The following is a 20,782-nucleotide window of genomic DNA, read 5'->3' as shown; positions in this document are numbered from 1 at the left end:
CGAGGTCTCCGGTGGTCTCCGGTTCTGCTTGGTCGCTAAACCGTCTACCGGAGACCTCACTGTCTATCGATCAACGACGCGCGTGATCCTCTCCACCCACCACCACCGACTTCGATACACGGCCTAGCAGTGGCAGACCGCTATCACTTGGAGGGCTGATGCCAGGCCGGTTCGTGTACTGGATGAACGTGTCCCTCGACCTGAGGATCGAGTACGCCGAGGACGAGCAGGGCGGCGGATCATGGATGCGCATCGGCGAGTCCCTGCACACGAGTTCAACTCACGGGCGCGGGCGCTGTCACTCATGATCCAGGGACGTACCGTCTACCTCGCGAACCTGCGCGCACAGGCCGAAGGCGATATCGGCGTCGGGGGTGCCACGCTCGCTACCGCGCCGCTCCGGGCCGGGCCGCTGGATGAACTGCCGCTCTTCACCCATCCGGTCATCCTCGGCGCCGGCCGACCGCTGTTCGACGGCCACGACGAACCGCTGAAGCGGGACTTGCTCGGGCAGGCGCGCTTCGACCAGGGCGTCATGCTCCACCGGTACGCCGTCCGGAAGGTGCGTGCGTGACCATGAGCACCGGGCTCGCCGCGTTGACCTGGCCACTGCACACCGACCGGCTGACCTTGCGGCCGGCAACGATTGACGACGCCGACGCTACCTGGCGGTTCCGCTGCCGCGAGGACGTCAGCCGCTGGATCACCCGTGCCTCCGTAACCCTGGACGAGCACCGAACCTGGTTCCGTGCCCCGGACAGTCTGGCCAGGACGCTCGTGATCGAGCACAGCGGCACGGTCATCGGCGACCTCATGGTGAAGATCGAGGACGCCTGGGCCCAGGCGGAGATCACCGCACGCGCCCGCGGCATGCAAGCGGAGCTGGGATGGGTGCTGCACCCGGACCACGCCGGCCACGGATACGCCACCGAGGCCGTCCGGGAACTGCTCCGGCTCTGCTTCAAGGATCTCGGACTGCGCCGCGTGACGGCCACCTGCTTCGCCGTCAACGAGGCATCGTGGCGACTCATGGAACGCGTCGGGATGCGCCGCGAGTTCTACACCGTCCGGGACTCCCTGCACCGATCCGGCGAATGGCTCGACTGCGTCGGCTATGCCCTGCTCTTCGACGAGTGGAGCGATTCGGCCTAGCCTGCGAGCCGTGCTCACGGACCGACGACTCGGAGGTCATCACGTCGGTGCTGGTCAAGGCGTCGATGATGCCGTGGTGGCGAGCAGCGGTGAGGTCATGCGTCGAGCCGGGCAACGCGGCCGGGGCCCAGACCATGACGGTACGAGCCTCGATGCTCGCAACGGGATCCCGGTCGACCTGGCCGTACCGCCGTGCTGGTTGCCGGGCTGCGCGGCCGGGACGGACCGGGCAGTAGCACCTCAACCAGCTACCACAGCGGTTTGATCGCCAGCCGGGCCGCTCCGGCCGCCACCCGGGTGGCCACGTCGGATCTTGCCGCTTCGAATGCGTCGGTGCTGCGGTCGCGGCCTGCCCCTACGCACTTCCACCGCCAGATTGAGACGCTGGGCAATGCCTGGTTAGTCGACGGGCTGGCGAGATCGGGCGGCTGGTTGGTGCAGGCCCGGGTGGACGCCGGCCGGGTTCCCGGTGTGCTCGGTGAGCCGTCGCAGAACAGCGACAAGCCGGGCGCGTTCGCCGGCGTCGAGCGGGGTGAGGATCTCGGCCTCGTGTTGGTCAGCGACTCGGCGAGCGCGGGGTAGCAGCTGGCGCGCGGCTTCTGTCAGATGGATGGCGTGGGCACGTCGGTCGCTGGGATGCCGCCGACGTTCGACCAGGTCGCGCTGCTCGAGGTCGTCGAGCAGGCCGACCATGACCTTACGGTGGATGCCCAGGGCGTCGGCGAGCTGTTGCTGGGTGTTGCCTTCGCTGCGTTCCAGGTGCATGAGCAGCCCGAAGTGGTTCGGTGCGATGCCCAGCGGTGCGAGGCGTGCGGTGAATGTCTGGGCGACGTGGAACCCGAGCTGTGACAGCAGGAAGTTGGCCCGGCCGGCCAACGGCCGGTCTGTGCCTGGTACGGAGTCGTCGAACACTCCGCTATTGTACGCTCTCGTTATTGTCCGCTACGGTAACAGTTACTGGTGCTCCATACTTGGGAGATGTTGATGATGAAGGTGACCGTCTTCGGTGCGACCGGGGGCATCGGCAGCCACGTCGTGCGCCAGGCGCTCGACCGTGGGTTCACCGTGACCGCGGTCGTCCGCGACCCGGTCCGCTTCGGCATGCGCCATTCGGCACTGGAGGTCGCGACGGTGTCGACGCTCGACGACGCCGATGTGCTGGGCCCCGTTGTGCGTGGCAGCGACGCTGTCCTGTCCGGCGTGGGGCCCCGCGGCCGCCATGACGGGCTCGTCGCCTCCACCGCCACGCACGCGATCCTGACAGCGATGCACGCCGAAGGTGTCCGCCGACTCGTCGCGGTCAGCGCCGCTCCGGTCGGCCCGACACCCGACGGGGACAGTTTCCTCAACCGTCGCATCATTCTGCCGGCTATCAGTGCCCTGCTCAGAGACCTGTACGCGGACCTTCGTGCCATGGAGCACGCGATGGCGAACAGCCCGGCGCAATGGACGGTGGTGCGGCCACCGAAACTCGTGAACAGGACGTTGACCGGCCGGTACCGCACCGCCATCGGTGGCAACGTCGTCCGCGGCTACACGATCTCGAGGGCCGACGTGGCCCATGGCATGCTCGCCGCCGCAGGCGATCCCGCGACGATCCACCGGGCGATCGGCATCGCGTACTGACCCGTCCACCCGTCGATTGATTCCGAAGGATGCACCATGCCCTACCCGCTGCCCCAGTTCGCCGAACCAGAACCGTACGGATTCATCTATATCGGCTTTCAGGCCGAGCCCGCACAACGATCACCCGTCCACACCCGCACCCCGCGCAGGCAAAGGGCGGCGGCGCAACTCGTGCAGGCCGTCCCCGCGCTCGTGCGCCGCGAGGACGTCGTGTCCGTGCGCATCTTCCGGGCGGTGTTCATCCCGCCGCTGCCCGGCGCACCGCGGCACGACCTCGCCATGCTGATTCGCACCACGCGCGTGGACCAACTGGAAACGGTGCGTACCTGTGACGAGGTCTCGGCCTTCGCCGGTGAGCAGATCCTCGCCGGTGTCAACGTGGCCCGGATCGGCGACACCGAGGCCCGAGCCGACGGCGCCTTCCTGTTCAACCACTTCACCGCAGCGCCAGGCACCGATGCCGAAGCCGTCTGGCGTTCGGTCACCGGCTGGTACACGACCAAGACCGGGGTCGACAACTCCACCGCCCTGCGGCCCATCGGACCCTCGCCGTTCGCGCTCGTCAACTACGCGCGTCTGCCTGCCGGGCCGATCCGTTTCCTGTCCGGACAGCTCGCGCGGCCGAGTTTCCATCGCTTCGTGCGCGCCACACTCGACGCCCATGGAGTGCACGCCCTGCCCGCCGTCCACCGGCTCGTCCACGCGTCGGCGTGATAATTGATCGAAAGGGACTGACGTGAGCTTCCCTCGCCTTGCCGGCATCGCCGGCATCGGCTTCGTCGTCATCCTCATCGTGGCGAACCTGTTGCTGACCAGGGCGGGCTTTCCCACCCCGTCCAAAGCGGCGTCCCTCGACGAGATCACCGCGGTCTTCGCTGCCGGATCCGGGCCAATGCGCCTGGCCTCGGCGTTGCTGCCGATGGCCTGGTTGCTGGCCACGGTCTTCGCCGTCGGGGTGTGTGTCTGCCTGCGACGCGACGAACGGACCCGGACGGACCCGTGGTCCCTTGTCGGTCTCGCCGGAGTGCTGATGCAGTCGGTCGTGTTCACCAGCGTCGAGGCCACCCGCCTCGCGCTTGTCTCCGCGGCCCAGCACGACAGTGGCAGCGTCGCCGGCCTCTGGGGTTTGCACACCGCCCTGTTCGGCTTCAACCAGGTCTTCCTGGCGACCGCACTCCTCGGGTTGTCCATGTTCGGCATCCGATCCGGCGCCATGGCCCGATGGCACGCCGGCACCGGGTTCCTCGCCGCGGCGCTCCTTTTCCTCACCGCGACAACCAGCCCGTACGGTGTCGGCAGCGTCAACCCTCTCGCCCTACTCGGCCTCGCGGGCTGGCTACTCTGGCTGGTATGGATCGTGGCGTACAGCGTCATCCTGATCCGACGTGCGCCCGGACCGGCCGTTCCGCCCGGTAGGCCCGACACGGCTGCCGCATCAACCAGCATGTAGCACCGCCCAGATTGGGCATCCGCGACTGCCGCGATCCGATCGGCGGCGCCCTTCAGCAGTCTGGGCTCGCGGCAGGAAAGGTCGAGTTCCGTGTCGAGAGGGCACGGGACGAGGCCGGGGCGTCATCCTTGCCTGGCGCCGGCCACGACCAGATCGGGGTAGCGAGGTATGTACCGGCCGGTGACCTGAAGGACGAAGTTCTTGAGCATAGCCACCGGGAGGCCGGTGCGTACCTTCCCGCGCGGGTTGCCATCAAGGTCCGTGGGCTGGAGGATGCCGTCTCGCCTGCCGAGGCTGATGCACAGTGCGTCGTTCTTGACGCGTAGTGGGACGGGGGCGCGCCCGGCCAGGCGGGCGGTGATCGCGTGGAAGGCGCACGCGGCGGCCAGCCCTCCGGGCCCGCACCCCATGCGCAGCACCTGCCCGTCCTGGGTGTGCGCGGCCGCGGCGTCCCCGACGCCGTAGACCTCAAGGTGGGACTGCGAGCGCAGAGTTCCGTCCACGACCATGCGTCCGCGTTCGTCCACGGCCAGGCCGGCCTCGCGCGCCAGTTCCGGGACTTTGAAGCCGGCGGTCCAGGCCACCGCGTCGGCGTCGATGTGATCGCCACTCGCCAGCAACAGACCGTCCGCGTCGACCTTGGCGACGTCGGCGTTCTGCCATACCTGGATGCCGAGGCGGTCGAGGGCTCGGTGCAGGTGTTCCCGGCCCTGCTCGGACAGTCCTTCGCCCAGCGGTCCTCGGGAGACCAGTCGCACCGTACGGTCGGGATAGGTCTCGGCCAGTTCGGTGGCCGTCTCCAGACCGGTCGGCCCGGCGCCGACGACGGCGACCGTGCCGGCGGTGCGCATCTGATCGCGCAGCCGGCCGGCCTGCTCGGCGACGGCCACGGAACAGGCGTGCTGGGCCGCGCCGGGGACGGCATCCGTGTCGGCACGGCTGCCCAACGCGTACACCAGCAGGTCGTAGTCGATCGGCGGGACGCCGCCTGCCAGCTCGACCTGGCGTTCCCGCGTGTCGATGCGAGTGACCTGACCGATGATCAGCCGGATGCGGCTGCCCCTGAGGAGGTCGTGCAACGGCAGGTGACGAAGCTGCCGGCCGGAGGCGAGCTGGTGGTTGCGCATGCGCTCTACGAACCGGTCCCGGTTGTTGACCAGTGTGACGGTCGCACCGATGCGCTTGGCGAGCAGCTGGGCGGTCGCCAAGCCGGCGTATCCGGCACCCAGGACCGCGATGTGCGGAGTCCTCATGAACGTGTCCCTTCGTCGTTCGGCACCGGATGAACGGGCGAGGGACGTGATTCGTGACAACAACCAGAGAAATGATCAGACTTTCTGCTTCTTGAGGAAAGCCAGCTTGTCCGGGTTCGCGATGGTGCGGATGGCAGCGATTCGGTCGCCCTCGAACTCGACGATGGTGACCCCGGACAGCAGGCCGTCCAGGTACAGCACGACGGCGGACTCGCCGTTCACCACCTCCGGCGTCATGCGGATCCGTGGTGAATACCTGGTCAATGCGAGCAGGTGCCGCAGGACCGCCGCCCGGCCGACCACCGGACGCCGCGCCGCCATCGCCTTGCCGCCACCGTCGGCCCAGGCGACCACGTCCTCGGCCAGCATCCTTTCCAGCGCCGGCACGTCCCCGCTCAGGGTGGCTTTCAAGAATCGCTCCAGAAGCGTTCGATGCTGCCCCGGCTCGGCGGTGAACCGCGTGCGCGCGACGGCGACATGGTGCTGCGCCCGGCGGTACAACTGCCGCACATGCGGCTCGTTGACCTCAAGGATTTCCGCGATGTCGCGGTGGCTGTGGCCGAACGCCTCACGCAGTACGAACACGGCCCGCTCCGGTGGAGTCAGCCGCTCCAGCAGCACCAGCATCCCCATCGACAGTGACTCGCGCTGCTCCACAGTCTCCATCGGATCGAGTGCGTCACCATCGATGATCATCGGTTCAGGCAACCACGGCCCGACGTAACTCTCCCGCCGCACACGCGCCGCGTTGAGCCGGTCCAGGCACAGATTGGTGACCACCTTGGTCAGCCACGCCTCCGGCGAAATCGCCGTGTCATGGCGTTCCCAGCGCAGATAGGCGTCCTGGACCACGTCCTCAGCCTCGGACGCCTCCCCCAGCATCCGGTAGGCCACCCCGAACAGGCGCCGACGGTTGGCCTCGAACCGTTGCAGCCGCTCGGGGGTCATGCCCAGACCATAGCCAGCGGCCGCATCGTCAGACCCCGCATCCAGGCTCCGCTCCTGGTCATTCGACCAGGCCGGCCCGGAACGCGGCGATGGCCAACTGGACACGGTTGGTGGCCGCGAGCTTCTCGAACAGGCGGGTGATGTGGCTCTTCACGGTGGCTTCGCTCATGTGCAGGGCGCGGGCGATGACGGCATTGGCGTGACCGAGCCCGATCTGTACGAGCACCTCGCGCTCCCGCTCGGTCAGGGGGCGGAGCCTGTCGAGTGCCGCGGCGCGGCTGCGCGACCGGTCCTCCGCGGTGAAGCGGTGGATCACCTGGCGGGTCACGCTCGGTGACAGCATGGCGTCGCCGGCGGCGGCGAGGCGTACGGCTCGCAGCAGATCGGCGGGTGGCGTGTCCTTCAGCAGGAATCCGGTGGCGCCCGCGTCGAGGGCCCGGAACACGTCGTGGTCGGTGTTGAACGTCGTGAGCACGATGACCGACGGTGGTTGCGGCTTGGCCCGGATGGCCGCCGTCGCTTCGAGCCCGTCGAGGCGGGGCATACGGATGTCCATCAGAACGACGTCGGGCCGGTGCCGCTCGACGGCGGCCACCGCCGCCTGACCGTCACCGGCCTCGTCGACGACGATCAGGTCGTCGCTCGTTTCCAGGATCATCCGCAGGCCGGCCCGGATCAGCGCCTCGTCGTCGGCGAGCAGTACTGAGATCATCGAACCTCCGGTCGAGGGTCCAGCCAGGGTACGACGGCGGACAGCTGCCAGCCTTCACCGGCCACCGGGCCGCTGCGCAACGACCCGCCGACCAGCCGGATCCGCTCCGCCAGACCCACCAGCCCGGCCCCGGAGCCGGGCAGGTCCATCGGTGCGGCGCCCGTCTCGTTGTGTACCGACACGGCGACGCTCCCGTTCCCGTCACGGCTCACCGACACGGTCGTCGGCGCCTCTGGTGCGTGTTTGTGGGCGTTGGTCAGGCCTTCCTGGACGATGCGGTACACGACCCGGGCGGTGGCCGCCGGCAGGTCGCCGGCCTCATCGTGCAGCTCGACCGGGTGCCCCGCTCGGCTGGACGCCCCGACCAGTGCGCTCAGGTCCGGGAACTGCCCGGCGGTGGCGGCCTCCGATGCGGGTGCCACGTCGGTGCGCAGAATGCCCAGCACCTCCCGGAGGTCCACCAGCGCCTCACGGGCCGTGGTGCGGATCAGCGCCGTGCCGTCCCGCAGTTTCGGATCGTCGGTGGCACGCAGTTCCAGCGCACCGGCGTACAGCGCGATGAGCGACACCTTGTGGGCCAGGACGTCGTGCATCTCCCGGGCGATGCGGGTGCGCTCGGCAGTACGGGCCTGCTCGTCGCGCAGCAGCCGCTCGGACTCGGCCCGCCGATTCTGCTCCCGCAGGGACACCAGCAGTTCGTCGCGGGTGGCGAGATTGATCCCGGCCAGGACCATCAGGCCGATACCCAGGGGCGGGAAGGCGACGTTGTCCATGGTCAACTGGCCGATGTCGAACCAGGACCACCCCACGAAACCGGCCCATGCGGCGAGCCCGCACAGCCAGCCGCCGCGACGTGGCGCGTACCGGGCACCGTTGTAGAGCCCGATCAGGAGCGGCCCGGGGTTGCCGGCCAGTGCGAACGTTCCCGCACCGGCGACCGCGCAGGCCACCGGCCACCGGCGGCGCGGCCACACGGCCGCGCTGCCCAGCACCCCGGCCACCGCTACGACCGGCCACGGCAGCGGCGACCAGGGTGTCTTCACCGCCAGCACACTCAGCGCGAGACACACCAGCACCAACGCGGCGTCCGCCAGCCGGGGGTCCGAAGGTCGCGTTTGCATATCCGCAGCCTAGGCAACGCCGCCCGGGCGGCCACTGCGACTTTCGTCGACGATCGGGGCCCGCCTGCTGCGCCTTTCGTGGGGTTCCGGCGCCGACCGCGCGGCGATGTGCCGGTGCACCGGTCGGCGGCAGGCTCGGCATCGCCCGCCAGCGACGAGACACGAGGAGCACCACGATGAGAGCCCTGACGCGCCGGACACTGATCAGCCTGTTCCTCGGCTGCGTGGCGGTACCTGGCGTCGCGCCCGCGCAGCCGGCCGTCGCGGTGCCGGTCGGGTGCCCGCCGGCGACTCCGGCCGCATTGGCCGGGTTCTTCGACGGCGCCCTGCCCATCCGGCTGACGGCCGCACGGGTGCCCGGTGCGGCGGTGTCGGTCGCCGCCGGCGGCGCCACGGCCTTCGCCAAGGGGTACGGGATGGCCGACACCGAACGCGCCGTTCCCTTCGACGCGTCACGTTCCCTGGTACGGATCGCCTCGATCTCCAAACTGTTCACGTGGACGGCAGTCATGCAGCAGGTGGAGGCCGGCCGGCTCGATCTCGATGCCGACGTGAACCGGTATCTCACCGGCTTCCAGGTGCCGGGCACCTACGACCAGCCGGTCACGCTGCGGCACCTGATGAGCCACACCGCCGGTTTCGAGGACGTCATCACCGGCACCGGCGCGCGCGACGCCGCGGGCGTACCGCCGCTGGGCCGGTACCTGGCCGATCACATGCCCGCCCGGATCCGCCCACCGGGTGAGGTCTCCGCCTACTCGAACTACGGGGCCGCCCTCGCCGGCCACATCGTCAGCGCGGTCAGCGGTGAACCGTACGACCAGTACATCCAGCGGCACCTGCTCGACCCGCTCGGCATGGCGCACAGCACCGCCGCCGAGCCGGTGCCCGCCGCCCTGGCTCCCGATCTGGCCCGCAGCTACGACACCGACCTCACCCCGCCGAAGGTCTACCCGTTCACCTTCGACCGGATGCCGCCGGACGGCTCGATCACCACGACCGCGGCGGACATGGCCGGCTTCATGAACGCGCACCTGCACGAGGGCCGATTCGGCGCCGGGCGGATCCTCACCCCGCAGACCACGGCGCGGATGCATCAGCGTTCGTTCACCGCCGACCCGCGCGTCGACGGATATGCCCACGGCTTCAAGGAACGCACGGTCAACGGGCACCGGGTCCTGCTGCACGACGGCGGTTGGGAGGGGTTCACCAGCATCATGATGCTCGTGCCGGACTGCGATCTCGGGCTGTTCCTCACCATGAACAGCCTCAGCGGCGGCAACCCGGACCTGCAGAGGCTCGTCGACGACTTCTTCGACCGGTTCGCTCCGGAGCGTGGCGCCGCCGGCGAGCAGGCCGCCCGGGCCACCGTCGGCGCGGCGCGGCCGGCCGAGCCGCGAGCCGGGTTCTACAAGCCGACCCGGCACAACGCGACCTCCTTCGAGAAGTTCACCACCCTCCTCTCGCCGTCCCGGCTGGCCATCGACGATGCCGGCGCCGTCACCTTCAGGCAGAAGACGTGGACGCCGCAGGGCGACGGGCGTTATCAGGCCGCCGACGGCGACCGGCTGGTGTTCCTCGTCGGTACGGACGGCCGGCATTACGTGGCCACCGACGGATCGGCGGCCGAGCTGATGTCGCGTGCCGAGACCCTTCCGGTCAACCTGGGTGTGCTCCTGCTCTTCCTCCTGCCGGTCCTCGGCGTGCCGGCGCTGCCGATCGGCTGGCTGGTACGCCGGATCCGCCGGCGGCCGGCCGGGACGACGCCCACCTGGCGGCTGGCGCGCCGGCTGGCGGTGGCCGCGGCCATGCTCGGTGTGGTGTTCCTGGGCGGGCTGATCATCACGGTGCTGACCCGGTCCGGCGAGTTCCTCTACGGCGTGCCGCTGTCCTTCCAGTTGCTGCGGGGCGTGCCGGTCGTGGCGCTGACGGCGGCCGTGGCCGCGACGGGCCTGACGGTCAAAGGCTGGCGCGGCAGCGGTGCCGGCATGGCCGCCCGTATCCACCAGGTGGCCCTGCTGACGGCGATGGTGGCCCTGACCTGGTTCTTGTGGCAGTGGAACCTGCTCGGTTGGTGAGGCGTGCAGACGGTGACGCGGTGCCGGGTGGAGTCCCGGCACCGCGTCGAGGATGTCAGCCGAGCGGCTCGATGCGGATGTTGCGGTAACGCACGTTCGCGCCCGCGTCGCCGTGGTCCTGCAGGCGGATGGGACCGGGAGCGGCGTTCTCGGCCGCTCCCCCGCCGGTGGGCCCGTCGATCGCCACGTTGTTGTGGACGGTGACGCCGTTCCAGACGACGGTCACGCGGGCGTTCTCGGTCTTCGCGCCCGAGCTGTTGAAGCGTGCCGCCCGGAACGTGATGTCGTAGGTCTGCCAGGTCTCCGGCGCCCGTGCGGCGTTGCTGTCGGGCGCCTTCTTCAGGTAGATGCTTCCGGCCTCGTCGTTGGCGAGCGTGGTGTCGCCGTACGAGTCCAGCACCTGAAGCTCGTAGCGGTCCTGCAGGTAGATACCGCTGTTGCCGCGCTGCTGGCCGGTCACGTTCGACGGCAGGTTCGGCTGCCAGTACTCGACGTGCAGCTTGAAGTCGGTGAAGGTCTGCCTCGTGCGGATGTCACCGCCGAGGACCTCCATCGACCCGCCGGACAGCGGCCAGCTCGCCGCGGTGCCGTCGGACTTCTGCCAGGACTGCAGGTCGTCGCCGTCGAACAGCACGACCACGCCGGACCCGCCGCCCAGTACCCAGTGCTGGCTGGCCGCACCCACGTACTCCCAGATGTGGGCCTGGGTGCCGTCGGCGGAGCTGCCGTTGAGCGCGTCCAGCACCTTGCCGGACTGCGGGTTCAGGATCGAGCCGTTGGACTGCGGCTGCCAGTTCTGCGCCTCGGAGTTGTTGCACGTGTAGAGCTGCACTTTGGTGCCGTTGGCGGTGCCGCTGTTGCTGACGTCCAGGCACTTGCCGAGTGCGCGGAACGTGGTGCCGACCCGGCTCCACTTCTGGGCGTTGCTGTTGTTGCAGGTGTAGAGCTGGATCTTGGCGCCGTCGGCGGTGCTGCTGTTGCTGACGTCCAGGCACTTGCCGCCGATGCCGGTGATCGGTCCGGTGCCGCCGCTGATGGTGATGGCGTCCAGGTTGACGTGGCCGTCGTCGCCGGCGTCGTAGCGGTAGGCGATGGTGTTCGCGCCGGCGTTGAGCGGGATGCTCTCGGTCTTGGTGGTCCAGTTCGCCCAGGCACCGGTGTCGGCGAGACTCGTCTGCCCGACCTTGGCGCCGTTGGCGTACACGCTGATCTTCTTCGTGCCGGTGAAGGGGTTGGGTCCGTTGGCGTAGCGCAGGGCCACGTCATAGGTGCCGGCCGCGGCGACGTTGACGGTGAACGTCGTGGTCGCGCCCTGCGTGCCGTAACCGGCCACGAAGCCGGAGCCGGTGTATCCGGTGTGGTCGGTGGCCACGCCGGCACCACCGGACAGGCCGGCGTTCTCCGCCTGATAGGTGTTGCCGATCGGCGGCGGGCCGCTGGTCAGCGAGTTGAGGGTGTACCAGGCTTCGGTGCTCCAGAGCGATTCACCGGTGTCGGCGGAGAACGGGCGCGGCGATCGTACGTGCACCACATGCCCGGCCTTGAGGCCGTCGATGGCCAGGGTGACCTTCTTACGGTCCGCCGACACGCTGGCCGAGGTGATGTTCAGGACCTGCTCGTCGATCTTGGGGCCGCCGTAGGAGGCGGTGGGCTGGTAGCGCCATTGCTTGACCACGTATCGTGCCGCCAGCGCGTTGGCCGTCTCGGTGGACAACGGTTTGGTGTATTCGAGTTCGAAGCCGCCGTTCTTCGCACGCATGGCCAGGATGTCGAAGGTGTTCTTGCCGTTGGGGCTCAGCTTCTGCAGGCCGTAGCTGAGCTTGCCGGTCTGTCCCCAGTTGCCGCCGGCACCGAGGCCGCCGGCGTAGATCGCGCCGTCGGGTCCGATGCTGAGCTCCGACACACCTGCTTCCAGCCCTTGGGTGAGCCGGAACAGGGCGCCCTGGTACTCGCCGTTGACCTTCTCCAGGTAGGCGCGCTGAATGCCGCCGTAGGTGACGTCGCCGATCAGCAGTTGCCCGGCGAAGACGCCCTCCTTGACCAGCACCGGTGTGCTCGGCGAGTTGGCGATCTCGTTCTGCGGCATCCACAGCACCGGGGCGGTGACCGGCTTGGCGTCGAACGGGCCGGGCGGGGTCATGTAGTGGTTGAAGAACCGGTCCTGCTTGATGTGCAGCAATTTCGATGACGGCAGCCAGCCGCCCTGGTTGTCGGTGACGAACAGGCCGTTCTCCGGTCCCCAGCCGATGCCGTGCGGGGTGCGCAGGCCGCCGGCGACGTAGGAGACCGCGCCGGTGTCCTTGTTGACCTTGATGGTCGTGCCGCGGTTGGCGGCGGGCTGTGGGCTGGTGGTGTTGCCGCCGTAGTTGATCGACACCGACAGGTTGAGGTAGAAGTTCGGCGCCTCGTAGAGCAGGCCGAACGCGAACTCGTGGAAGTTCCCGCCGTACGGCCAGGTCGCGACGCTCTGGTACTGGTCGGTCACCTCGTCACCCGTGGTGTCGACGAGCCGGGTGAGCCGGGCCTTCTCCGACACGTAGATCACGCCGTCCACGATCTTGAGACCCATCGGCTCCTTGAGTCCACCGGCGACCTTCTTGACCGTCACGTTGCCCGGGCTCGTGCTGCCGGTCGCGTTGCCGAGGATGAAGACCTCGCCCGCCGACGACGTGCCCGAGTCGTCCGCGCCGCCCCAGGTGAGGACGGCGAGCCGGCCGTCGGGGAACCAGTCCATTCCGGTGACCTTGGGCTGGAAGGTCCCGGGCCGCAGGTTGGTCAGGTCGTAGCCGGGGTGCACCCCGGTCAGCGGCAGCCCGTCGCCCGGGCTGTCGCCGGCGCTCTCGCACTCCTTGCGGCCGGGAGCCGTCACCCGCACGACGCCGGCGTCGGTGCTCAGGGCCGAGTTCGGCACCACCGTGAACGCGGTGGCGCCCGGCGCGCGCCATTCCAGGGTGAGTGTCTGCCCGCCGCCACGTTCGAAGTAGTCGATCCGCAGCGGGTGGATGCCGGCCGCCAGAGTGATCGCGCCCTCCTTGGCCGTCGCTCCGTGCAGGCCGTCGTGGTTGATCACCAGGGTGTCGGCGACGGAGAGCCGGGAGCCGTCGTCGCTGGTCAACCGGAACGTGTAGGCGCCGGCCGCCGGGACCGTCACGTTGCCGAGCACCTGCGCGACGAAGTTGTCCTCGATGCCGAAGTCGCCGCCGCTCCAGTTGATTGTCGGCATCAGCTTGTCGATGTTCGGGGTCTGGGCGGGCTTCAAGGTGCAGATCTTGTCCAGAGGAGTTTGTACATCGAAGACCCGCAGCGTCACTCCCGGTTCCTGCGGGGGCGGGGCGGCGTGAGCCGGCGGGGTGGTCAGCGCGCCCGCCGCGGCGGCGAGGCCGAGGGTCAACAGCGACAAGAAAACTTTCCGGTACGGCCTGAGCATCCGTTCTCCTCGGGGGATGGAAGCGATCGGGGCGAACGCCGGAGGTCTCTTGCGGAAGCCGTGCAGCGTCACATGCCCTAACGCGAACGTGTGGTGGGCGTCACCGTAGGACGCCTTTCGCGTACCGGTCCAGATCTTCTGGGTGTTCGAACGGAACTTTCCTCGACACATGCGAAAGTTGGCTTTCTGAAGGGAGTTCATGATTCGGAGCGCTTGACAACACCTCGAAGGGTGTCGATTGTTAACGCCCTTTCCGGATCCGGTCGACTGGACCGCGAACCAATGGGCGACCGGTTTCACCGCCGACGTGCAGGTCACCAACACCTGGCGGCCGGCCCTCACCGACCTGCGCCTCGGCTGGGAGAGCTACGGCGAAGGTGCGGACACCCTGTGGTACGACGACGTGGCGGTGAGTGCCGTACGCAATGGTTGCTAGTCGCCGTCCGCGCGGGCGTGCTCCCGTCTCAGCCAGGAACCGAGCCTCTACAGGATCCAGGGCGCGCTTCGTCAGCGGGGCTATGAATCGGGAGACGACGGTCTAGAGTGGACGCGTGCTGGGAGTCGTCGCGGCCGCGCTTGGCGGTCCTGAGGTGCTGCAGGTTACCGAGCTGCCCGAGCCCGAGGCGGGGCCCGGGCAGGTGGTGGTCCGGATCCGCGCGGTCTGTGTGCACCCGGCTGACATCGCCGCCACGACCGGAGAGATTCCTCGCGGGCCGGTTCCGCCGCCGTTCTCGCCGGGATGGGACATCGCCGGCGAGGTGGCCTCGGTCGGCCCCGACACGGCGGATTTCGGGTTGGGCGATCGTGTCGTCGGGATGATTCCGTGGTATTTGACGCGGGGGACACCCGGTGGTTATGCCGAGTTCGTGGCCGCCGACGCGGACTGGCTGGTGCGGCTGCCGGACGAGCTCGACTTCGTGTCCGCAGCCACGGTGCCGCTCAACGTCCAGACCGCACACCAGGGACTGTCGCTGGTTTCATTGGCCATGCTGCCGGCCGGCAGCAGCATTCTGGTCACCGGCGCCAGCGGCGGTGTCGGCGGCTTCGCCACCCAGCTTGCCCTTCAGGGCGGCTACCGTGTCGTCGCTCAGGCAAGCCACGGCGATGAGCAGTGGGTGCGCGGTCTCGGCGCTCACGAGGTCGTCTCCCGTTCCGTCGATCTGGCCACGGTGGAGCCGGTGGGCGCGGTGTTCGACGCGGTCCCCATCGGCGAGGCGGCGGCCGCCGCCGTCGAGGACAGGGGAATCGTGGTCGCGACCCGGCCCACGCCGGCCATCGTTCCGGCACGTGGTGTGCGCCAGGAGCTGCAACTCATCCGGCACGACCGCGAGCTGTTGGCCGACCTGGTGGGGCAGGTGGCGGCCGGGCAGCTGCGCACGCGCGTGGCGGTCACGATGCCGTTGACCGAGGCGGCCGACGCACACCGGCGGGTGTTGGCCGGTGGGCTGCGCGGAAAGCTCGTGCTGACGGTGGGCTGACGGGGAGCGCGGCGGCGACCGAGCCTGCCGCAGTGGCGTCCGTCGGCTCGCGCGATCACATGGAGGCGGAGGAGTTCCGGTCCAGGTACGGATCGGCTTCGGCTCGGACCGTAAGACAGTTCGTGGGGATCGTGTCGACCATCGTGCCGGGTCCGTTCTGGCCTCGGTAGCGGACCAGGGCCGCCCATTCGCAGGCGCCCTCGACCACTCCCGCACGACGGGCACCGCTCCGGTGCACCCAGACCGGGTCGCCCGGCCGGTACACCACCGGGGGTCCGGAGGCGGTCGGACCCGGCGGGGGCGCAGCGACGGCGGCCGGCTCGTACGTCTCGGTGTGGTCGCCGGTCTCGGTGGCCACGACCCAGGTGATACCGGCCTTGTCGGTAGTGTTCGCGTGCCGCTTGGCGCTGAACATGGCCTGGTCCGCGCGGCGCAACAGTTCGGGAAGGTCGCAGGAGCGCCCAGCCGGTACGACGCCGATCGAGGCGGTGACGGACAGGGTGTGGCCCAGCACGTTCATCGGGGGCGCGATCGCAGCGCTCAGCGAGCCGGCCACCTCGTGCCACCACGTCTCCGGGACATCGGCGTGCGGGGCGCGCGGCAGCGCGGCGAACTCATCACCGCCGAACCGGGCCACCAGAGGGTCGCCGAGGCAGGCGACGATGCGCCGGGCGACCACGCACAGGACCTCATCACCGGCATCGTGCCCGTAGGTGTCGTTGATCGGCTTGAAACCGTTGAGGTCGAGGATCAGGACGGCCGCCGAGTGATCGTCGCCGCCCAGCAACTCCGGGGCGAGCGTGTGGAAGAGGCGGCGGTTGGCGAGTCCGGTGAGGTCGTCGTGGCCTGCCATCCATCGGAGTGAGGCTCGCTCCTGCTCCATCTCCTGGACGTGCGCCGCGAGTTGGTCGATGCGGGCCTGGAGGCGGGCGGTCTCGGGCTCGGTCCGCAGCTGAGCGTCATCTGACGGCACACCGCCCGTGTCGGCAGCGGCAGGATCGAGGATCCGCATCGGCCGTCCTCTCAGAACTCTGGCGGACCAGCGGGAGCTGTCGAGTCGACGGCGAGGGGTCGCCAAGCGCCACAGTGGAATCATGGCAGCCGCCCCGGACGCGTGCAAGATTTCACGTGGACAACTGTCACGGTGACATGATGCATGCGAAGAAGGTTTCGGCTACTCTAGGTACGTGGGCTTTCATGGTGAAAGGGCCGCCCGTGGACGTGAAATCCTGATTTTGCACTTCGGGCAGGCGTTAAGGGCCGCGTCCGGCCACTCGATCGGTGGCAGGATGATTACCCACAGTGATCGACTCCGGAAGGAGGGGCACTGATGAGTAGTGAAGCCGGCTGGATCATTTCCAGCAGGTCGACAGGCAACGGAGGCAGTTGCGTCGAGGCCCGCCGCCAGGACGGCCTCATCGAGGTCCGCAACAGCAAGGCACGCGAGGCGGGCACGGTGGTGTTCACGATCGAGGAGTGGGACTCGTTCCTGTTCGGCGCCAAGCGCGGCGAGTTCGACAAGCTCCTGACCGACTGATCACGCCGACCCGCTCGAGCCGTTTCTCAGTTCGTCACCGGAACTCGCCGACCGGCACGGAATCTCTGCTGATGAGATCGAAGATCCGCCGGTATTCGTCAACCTCGACCTGCTCCTCCAGGTAAAGGGCACCGACGTGGGATTCGAGGTAGACCACGTCGGGATCGTCCGGGTCGTCGAACTCCAGGATCCGGAATGCACCGGCCATCGCCGCGTGCGCCCCGACCGAGAACGGCAGCACCCGGATGTCGACCGTGTCCTCTCGGGACAGCCGTCGCAGATGCTCGATCTGCCCCTTCATCACCTGTTCGCCGCCGACCGGCCGGGCCAACGTTCCCTCGCCGAGCACCGTCACGAGGCGGATCGGTGGGTTGCGAGCGAAGAGCGTCCTCTGCCGCTGCATGCGAAGGTTGATGTGGCGCTCGGCGACCTCCTCGTCGGCCGGCTGCTCGGCGCCGAAGACAGCTCGCGCGTACTCCGGGGTCTGCAGCTCGCCGGGAATGACCTCGCCCTCGTACCCGAACATTCGGGATGCGGACGCCTCCAGCCCGACGTACAGCTTGAACCACTCGGGGATCACCGGGCTGGCGTCCCACCACTCCTGCTGTGACGTGCCCAGCGCGAGGTCGGCAAGCGCGTCGGTGATGCTCTGGTCCGCACCGTAGAGCCAGCAGAGCGCGCGGACGTTGGCCCCGGTCACCGGCACCTTGCCCGTCTCGATGCGGTGCAGCGTCGGTTCCGAGATGCCCAGCCGCGATTCCACCACATCCCGCCGGCTCATCCCGGACGCCGTGCGCAGCCGCGTCAATCGCCGCCCCAACGCCCGCCGCACGACGCGTTGGCCTGTGACCGGCACGCCTTACCTCCGCCTTGCCAACCCGTGTGGACGGTGACGCCGATTACCGTACCCGCAACGCGGCGTTGTCAACAGCCAACCCGTCGTCGCGCCTCCAACGTGTCATGGGGACGAGTAGGCGCTTGCCCAAATTATCTTAATGATTAAGGTAATCGCCATGCGTATATCGACCGACTTCTCGGTGGCAATCGCCGGCGCCGGCCTCTCCGGCCTCTGCCTCGCCCAGTACCTGATGCGCGCGGGCATCGACGTGTACGTCTACGAGCGCGACCCGGGTCCCTTCGTCCGGCGGCAGGGCTACCGGATCATTCTCGACCGGTACGGGCTGGCGGCGCTGCGTGAGAGCCTGCCCCGCCCGCTGTACCGCCTGGCGCTGACCACCGGCGACGAGCCCGGCGGGCACCTGCGCTTCACCGACAGCCGGCTGCGGAACGCAATCACCATCAACTTCAAGGACGAGCCGCACGCGACCCGCCAGGTCGACCGGCTGACCCTGCGGTCGATCCTGACGTACGGGCTGGACGGGCGCATCCACTACGGCAAGGCCGCCGTCGCCGTGGACAGCGGCGGCCCGGCAGGGCTGCGGCTGCGGTTCTCCGACGGCGGGGCCGCCGCGGCAACCGTCGTCGTAGGCGCGGACGGCGTCGGCTCGGCGCTGCGCGCTCAGCTCATGCCGGACGCCGACCCGGCGAACACCCCGATGGCGGGTGTCTACGGCCGATCACCCCTGCGACGAGACGGCGAGAGTGTCATCCCGGACGCACTGCGTACCAGCGGGGTCCTGGCCATCGCCGACCGGCCGGGCCGCGCCTTCTTCTTCACCTCCATGCGGTTCGGCGAGAACCCGCGGGAGGCGTTCGCCCGCCTGGCCCCGGGCAGCTATGCGCCCACCGGCGACGACTACGTCATGTGGGGACTGCTGCTGCGGCAGCAGGAGGTTCCCATCCGCGTCCGCGGGGACCTGCTGGCGCTGCGGGAACTGGCCGCCCGGACGAGTGCGGACTTCCACCCGCTCGTCCAGCGGCTTGTCGACACCGCCGAGCTGGACGCCACCGTGCTCAACCTCTTCGCCACCGGCCGGCGCCCGCGCCGGTGGGCGGTGCCCCGGGCAACGATGATGGGCGACGCTGTGCACGCCATGCCGCCGTTCGGCGCGCACGGCGGCAACACCGCGCTGCGCGACGCCGCCCTCCTCGGCCACCGGCTGGTCGAGGCCCGGGCGAACGGCACGCCGGTGGAGCAGGCGATCGCCGACTACCAGGACGAGATGGTGCGCTACGCCTTCCGCGCCGTCGACACCGCCGCCGGGCTGATGCGCCGCCTCACCGGTGACGCGGCCGCACCGCACTGGGTGCTGACCCGCTTACTACCTCGGCTGCACCGAGTCACCGTACCGAGGGCATGATTGCGGGCATGTCCCACGAGCCGGCCCGTGCGTCCGCGATCGCCGACCTCATGCGCGCCGGGCGGGAGACCTCACGACTGTCGACGGTGTTCCGGTACGCCATCGCCGAGCGGCTGGGCCTCGCCGTGAGCGACCTGGAGTGCCTGGACTACCTGGCGGAGATCGGATCCGCCACCGCGGGACAGGTCGCCGAGCGGACCAACCTCACCACCGGGGCGGTGACCAGCATGCTCCGCCGGCTTCAGCAGGCGGGCTACGTGACAGCCGAGCGTGACCCGGCCGACCGGCGGCGCATGATCGTCACCCTGCGACCGGAGCGGGCCGCCGAGTTGGAGCGACCCTACGAGCGGTTCGCCGAGCAGGCGAGGCAGCTCATCGAGGGCTACAGCGGCGAGGAGGTCATGCTGCTGGTCCGGCACTTCGACCGCATGCAGGCGATGTACCTCGCCGAGTTGGACCGCCTCCGCGACCACGACACCACGCAGTGATCAACTCGACGGCGCGTCAGGTGAACGACCACCTCGGCGCCGCCGGTCTTGCCGATCGCCTTGCGCACCGCGGCGTGGACCGGCACTTCTGGGGTGAATGGGGCGCCTATGAACGTCATCTCTGCCGGACGGTGTTGAGCGAGATGATTTTGCCGATCAGGCCGCTGCCGGGGAAGTCCAGCATCAGCATCCCGGTCCGGACGATCGGAGTGTGCACCTCCGGGCCCTCGTTCAGATAGGTGACCAGGAACGGGTTGACGCCCTGGACCCCGAACGCGCCTCCGGCCACCTGCTGCGGCTGGGCGAACACGCTGGAGCCGCTGGCGAAGTTCACGTACATCGTGCCCGGGTCGCCGGCGCTGGTGAGGTCGAGGAACCGGCGTACCTGGTCGCGTTTGGTCGCGATGGCTCCTACATTGGGCACCGTGTACTCGTCCTGTACGTACGTCGAGGAGGCGTCGTCCCAGCCGGAGAACTGCGTGAGACCGTAGTGCCCGATCGCGCCGCCGTGCGGTCCGTGCAGGACGGCCAGGACGACCCGGCCGCGGATCGTGCCGAGTGACGGTGCCGGGGCGCCGGTCCCGCGGCTCACCGACGGCTGCCAGAACAGTGCCGGGTACCGGGCGGTGTAGGTGTCGAAGATGTCGGCGAAGCTCTTCTGGCCCGGCACGTCGGTGCACGAGCCGAACTGGCCGGTGCATTCCTGCTTGAGACGCATCACCACGGTCTCGCCGGGATGCCGGGCGAGGAAGGTGCCGAGCCGGCCGAGGACGTCGTCGAAGTTGGCGTTCTGGTAGGCCGCCCCGTGATGAATGGTGAACGTGTTGCCGGTGTTGACCCGCGCTCGGATGTCGATCATCCGGATGCCGGCGGTCAGCTGGCGGGCGAGTGTGCCGCCGCTGTCGCCGAAGTCCTCCTGCGTCTGGGTCAGGGCACCGCCGTGCGTCGACATGGTCTCGTGGGTGCCGGGGATGGAGAGCGCGGCCAGGCTCGTCGCGTCGGCCAACGGCGCCATCCAGTCGGGGTTGTCGGCCGCGCCGAGCGTTCGGTAGGAGGTGTCGGCGGCGAGGACGGGTTGCGGCGCGACGAGGAGGGCGGCGAGAACGCAGAGAGCAACGGCGAAAGGACGTTTCATGCCAGTGATTCTTGTCTATGACCGGCTTTCACCGAAGAGCTGCCGCCGCTTCGTCGACGGCGGCCGGGTATCGGTGGGTCCGCCGCTTCCGGTTGGTGCGGCGGCCCCCGGGGGCC

General features: G+C 69.2%; 21 protein-coding genes. 12 read left to right on the top strand and 9 right to left on the bottom strand.

Annotation, left to right across the window (positions count from 1 at the left end; all coding sequences use genetic code 11):
• Positions 1 to 158 precede the first annotated feature (158 nt).
• The 3 genes from KZ829_RS42200 to KZ829_RS42190 are packed head-to-tail and all read left to right on the top strand — an operon-like array spanning position 159 to position 1,152.
• Entirely contained in the window at positions 159 to 308 is a 150-nt protein-coding gene (locus tag KZ829_RS42200) for a hypothetical protein (RefSeq protein ID WP_220149453.1), read from the top strand.
• Complete coding sequence (locus tag KZ829_RS42195; protein ID WP_220149452.1) at positions 305 to 574, top strand: dihydrofolate reductase family protein; 270 nt, start codon at positions 305 to 307, stop codon at positions 572 to 574. Before KZ829_RS42200 ends, KZ829_RS42195 begins: the two co-directional genes overlap by 4 nt.
• 2 nt (positions 575 to 576) lie before the next feature.
• Positions 577 to 1,152, top strand: a complete 576-nt coding sequence (locus KZ829_RS42190; RefSeq protein WP_246637168.1) for a GNAT family N-acetyltransferase — start codon at positions 577 to 579, stop codon at positions 1,150 to 1,152.
• A 399-nt stretch (positions 1,153 to 1,551) separates the two neighbouring features.
• Here KZ829_RS42190 and KZ829_RS42180 read toward each other — a convergent pair whose 3' ends face one another.
• Complete coding sequence (locus KZ829_RS42180) at positions 1,552 to 2,064, bottom strand: MarR family winged helix-turn-helix transcriptional regulator (protein ID WP_220149450.1); 513 nt, start codon at positions 2,062 to 2,064, stop codon at positions 1,552 to 1,554.
• 75 nt (positions 2,065 to 2,139) lie between these two features.
• Between KZ829_RS42180 and KZ829_RS42175 the strand changes: the two genes are divergently transcribed.
• Genes KZ829_RS42175 through KZ829_RS42165 form a run of 3 tightly spaced genes read left to right on the top strand, consistent with a single transcriptional unit; the run spans position 2,140 to position 4,228 of the window.
• Entirely contained in the window at positions 2,140 to 2,778 is a 639-nt protein-coding gene (locus tag KZ829_RS42175; RefSeq protein ID WP_220149449.1) for an NAD(P)-dependent oxidoreductase, read from the top strand.
• 36 nt (positions 2,779 to 2,814) lie between these two features.
• The gene (locus tag KZ829_RS42170) at positions 2,815 to 3,492 is read left to right on the top strand and encodes a hypothetical protein (RefSeq protein WP_220149448.1); all 678 of its coding nucleotides are present in this window, start codon (positions 2,815 to 2,817) and stop codon (positions 3,490 to 3,492) included.
• 22 nt (positions 3,493 to 3,514) lie between these two features.
• Positions 3,515 to 4,228: a hypothetical protein gene (locus tag KZ829_RS42165; RefSeq protein WP_220149447.1), complete on the top strand. Its 714-nt coding sequence runs from the start codon at positions 3,515 to 3,517 to the stop codon at positions 4,226 to 4,228.
• A gap of 122 nt (positions 4,229 to 4,350) precedes the next feature.
• On the opposite strand, the gene KZ829_RS42160 is transcribed toward KZ829_RS42165, so the two are convergent.
• The 4 genes from KZ829_RS42160 to KZ829_RS42145 form a co-directional block, all read right to left on the bottom strand.
• Positions 4,351 to 5,481 carry an NAD(P)/FAD-dependent oxidoreductase gene (locus KZ829_RS42160; protein WP_220149446.1) on the bottom strand — a complete coding sequence of 377 codons (1,131 nt, stop codon included), beginning with the start codon at positions 5,479 to 5,481 and terminating at the stop codon, positions 4,351 to 4,353.
• A 75-nt stretch (positions 5,482 to 5,556) separates the two neighbouring features.
• The gene (locus tag KZ829_RS42155) at positions 5,557 to 6,429 is read right to left on the bottom strand and encodes an RNA polymerase sigma-70 factor (protein WP_220149445.1); all 873 of its coding nucleotides are present in this window, start codon (positions 6,427 to 6,429) and stop codon (positions 5,557 to 5,559) included.
• A gap of 58 nt (positions 6,430 to 6,487) precedes the next feature.
• Complete coding sequence (locus tag KZ829_RS42150; RefSeq protein WP_220149444.1) at positions 6,488 to 7,141, bottom strand: response regulator; 654 nt, start codon at positions 7,139 to 7,141, stop codon at positions 6,488 to 6,490.
• Positions 7,138 to 8,262, bottom strand: a complete 1,125-nt coding sequence (locus tag KZ829_RS42145) for a sensor histidine kinase (protein WP_220149443.1) — start codon at positions 8,260 to 8,262, stop codon at positions 7,138 to 7,140. The genes KZ829_RS42150 and KZ829_RS42145 overlap by 4 nt, the downstream gene beginning before the upstream one ends.
• A gap of 176 nt (positions 8,263 to 8,438) precedes the next feature.
• On the opposite strand from KZ829_RS42145, the gene KZ829_RS42140 reads away from it, so the two are divergent.
• The gene (locus KZ829_RS42140; protein ID WP_220149442.1) at positions 8,439 to 10,340 is read left to right on the top strand and encodes a serine hydrolase domain-containing protein; all 1,902 of its coding nucleotides are present in this window, start codon (positions 8,439 to 8,441) and stop codon (positions 10,338 to 10,340) included.
• Positions 10,341 to 10,395: 55 nt separating this feature from the next.
• On the opposite strand, the gene KZ829_RS42135 is transcribed toward KZ829_RS42140, so the two are convergent.
• Positions 10,396 to 13,740 carry a 3-keto-alpha-glucoside-1,2-lyase-like domain-containing protein gene (locus KZ829_RS42135; protein WP_246637165.1) on the bottom strand — a complete coding sequence of 1,115 codons (3,345 nt, stop codon included), beginning with the start codon at positions 13,738 to 13,740 and terminating at the stop codon, positions 10,396 to 10,398.
• Between the two features lie 265 nt (positions 13,741 to 14,005).
• Between KZ829_RS42135 and KZ829_RS43725 the strand changes: the two genes are divergently transcribed.
• Both KZ829_RS43725 and KZ829_RS42125 read left to right on the top strand, forming a co-directional pair.
• Complete coding sequence (locus KZ829_RS43725) at positions 14,006 to 14,203, top strand: cellulose binding domain-containing protein (protein WP_246637164.1); 198 nt, start codon at positions 14,006 to 14,008, stop codon at positions 14,201 to 14,203.
• Between the two features lie 115 nt (positions 14,204 to 14,318).
• Positions 14,319 to 15,245 (top strand): NADP-dependent oxidoreductase, encoded by a 927-nt coding sequence (locus KZ829_RS42125; protein ID WP_220149440.1) that lies wholly within the window; start codon positions 14,319 to 14,321, stop codon positions 15,243 to 15,245.
• Between the two features lie 55 nt (positions 15,246 to 15,300).
• Here KZ829_RS42125 and KZ829_RS42120 read toward each other — a convergent pair whose 3' ends face one another.
• Entirely contained in the window at positions 15,301 to 16,257 is a 957-nt protein-coding gene (locus KZ829_RS42120; protein WP_220149439.1) for a GGDEF domain-containing protein, read from the bottom strand.
• Positions 16,258 to 16,575: 318 nt separating this feature from the next.
• Here KZ829_RS42120 and KZ829_RS42115 point away from each other — a divergent pair, with 318 nt between their 5' ends.
• Complete coding sequence (locus tag KZ829_RS42115) at positions 16,576 to 16,782, top strand: DUF397 domain-containing protein (protein WP_220149438.1); 207 nt, start codon at positions 16,576 to 16,578, stop codon at positions 16,780 to 16,782.
• 34 nt (positions 16,783 to 16,816) lie between these two features.
• Here KZ829_RS42115 and KZ829_RS42110 read toward each other — a convergent pair whose 3' ends face one another.
• The gene (locus KZ829_RS42110) at positions 16,817 to 17,614 is read right to left on the bottom strand and encodes a helix-turn-helix domain-containing protein (RefSeq protein ID WP_308285893.1); all 798 of its coding nucleotides are present in this window, start codon (positions 17,612 to 17,614) and stop codon (positions 16,817 to 16,819) included.
• A gap of 181 nt (positions 17,615 to 17,795) precedes the next feature.
• On the opposite strand from KZ829_RS42110, the gene KZ829_RS42105 reads away from it, so the two are divergent.
• Together KZ829_RS42105 and KZ829_RS42100 are read left to right on the top strand one after the other, a co-directional pair.
• Positions 17,796 to 19,043, top strand: a complete 1,248-nt coding sequence (locus KZ829_RS42105) for an FAD-dependent oxidoreductase (protein WP_220149436.1) — start codon at positions 17,796 to 17,798, stop codon at positions 19,041 to 19,043.
• Between the two features lie 8 nt (positions 19,044 to 19,051).
• Positions 19,052 to 19,531 (top strand): MarR family transcriptional regulator, encoded by a 480-nt coding sequence (locus tag KZ829_RS42100; RefSeq protein ID WP_246637162.1) that lies wholly within the window; start codon positions 19,052 to 19,054, stop codon positions 19,529 to 19,531.
• A 115-nt stretch (positions 19,532 to 19,646) separates the two neighbouring features.
• Here KZ829_RS42100 and KZ829_RS42095 read toward each other — a convergent pair whose 3' ends face one another.
• Positions 19,647 to 20,666: a phosphatidylinositol-specific phospholipase C gene (locus tag KZ829_RS42095; RefSeq protein WP_220149434.1), complete on the bottom strand. Its 1,020-nt coding sequence runs from the start codon at positions 20,664 to 20,666 to the stop codon at positions 19,647 to 19,649.
• Positions 20,667 to 20,782: the final 116 nt, after the last annotated feature.

The organism is Actinoplanes hulinensis, assembly GCF_019429605.1.
Classification (GTDB): Bacteria; Actinomycetota; Actinomycetes; order Mycobacteriales; family Micromonosporaceae; genus Actinoplanes; species Actinoplanes campanulatus.
This window is presented reverse-complemented; position numbering and strand designations above follow the sequence as displayed.

Excerpts from the sequence above, each read along its gene's own strand:
- KZ829_RS42150 (WP_220149444.1), bottom strand. The coding sequence starts at position 7,141 with ATGATCTCAGTACTGCTCGCCGACGACGAGGCGCTGATCCGGGCCGGC.
- KZ829_RS42105 (WP_220149436.1), top strand. The coding sequence starts at position 17,796 with ATGCGTATATCGACCGACTTCTCGGTGGCAATCGCCGGCGCCGGCCTC.
- KZ829_RS42190 (WP_246637168.1), top strand. The coding sequence starts at position 577 with ATGAGCACCGGGCTCGCCGCGTTGACCTGGCCACTGCACACCGACCGG.
- KZ829_RS42200 (WP_220149453.1), top strand. The coding sequence starts at position 159 with ATGCCAGGCCGGTTCGTGTACTGGATGAACGTGTCCCTCGACCTGAGG.
- KZ829_RS42140 (WP_220149442.1), top strand. The coding sequence starts at position 8,439 with ATGAGAGCCCTGACGCGCCGGACACTGATCAGCCTGTTCCTCGGCTGC.
- KZ829_RS42195 (WP_220149452.1), top strand. The coding sequence starts at position 305 with ATGATCCAGGGACGTACCGTCTACCTCGCGAACCTGCGCGCACAGGCC.
- KZ829_RS42175 (WP_220149449.1), top strand. The coding sequence starts at position 2,140 with ATGAAGGTGACCGTCTTCGGTGCGACCGGGGGCATCGGCAGCCACGTC.
- KZ829_RS42115 (WP_220149438.1), top strand. The coding sequence starts at position 16,576 with ATGAGTAGTGAAGCCGGCTGGATCATTTCCAGCAGGTCGACAGGCAAC.
- KZ829_RS42155 (WP_220149445.1), bottom strand. The coding sequence starts at position 6,429 with ATGACCCCCGAGCGGCTGCAACGGTTCGAGGCCAACCGTCGGCGCCTG.
- KZ829_RS42120 (WP_220149439.1), bottom strand. The coding sequence starts at position 16,257 with ATGCGGATCCTCGATCCTGCCGCTGCCGACACGGGCGGTGTGCCGTCA.
- KZ829_RS42160 (WP_220149446.1), bottom strand. The coding sequence starts at position 5,481 with ATGAGGACTCCGCACATCGCGGTCCTGGGTGCCGGATACGCCGGCTTG.
- KZ829_RS42100 (WP_246637162.1), top strand. The coding sequence starts at position 19,052 with ATGTCCCACGAGCCGGCCCGTGCGTCCGCGATCGCCGACCTCATGCGC.
- KZ829_RS42145 (WP_220149443.1), bottom strand. The coding sequence starts at position 8,262 with ATGCAAACGCGACCTTCGGACCCCCGGCTGGCGGACGCCGCGTTGGTG.
- KZ829_RS42095 (WP_220149434.1), bottom strand. The coding sequence starts at position 20,666 with ATGAAACGTCCTTTCGCCGTTGCTCTCTGCGTTCTCGCCGCCCTCCTC.
- KZ829_RS42170 (WP_220149448.1), top strand. The coding sequence starts at position 2,815 with ATGCCCTACCCGCTGCCCCAGTTCGCCGAACCAGAACCGTACGGATTC.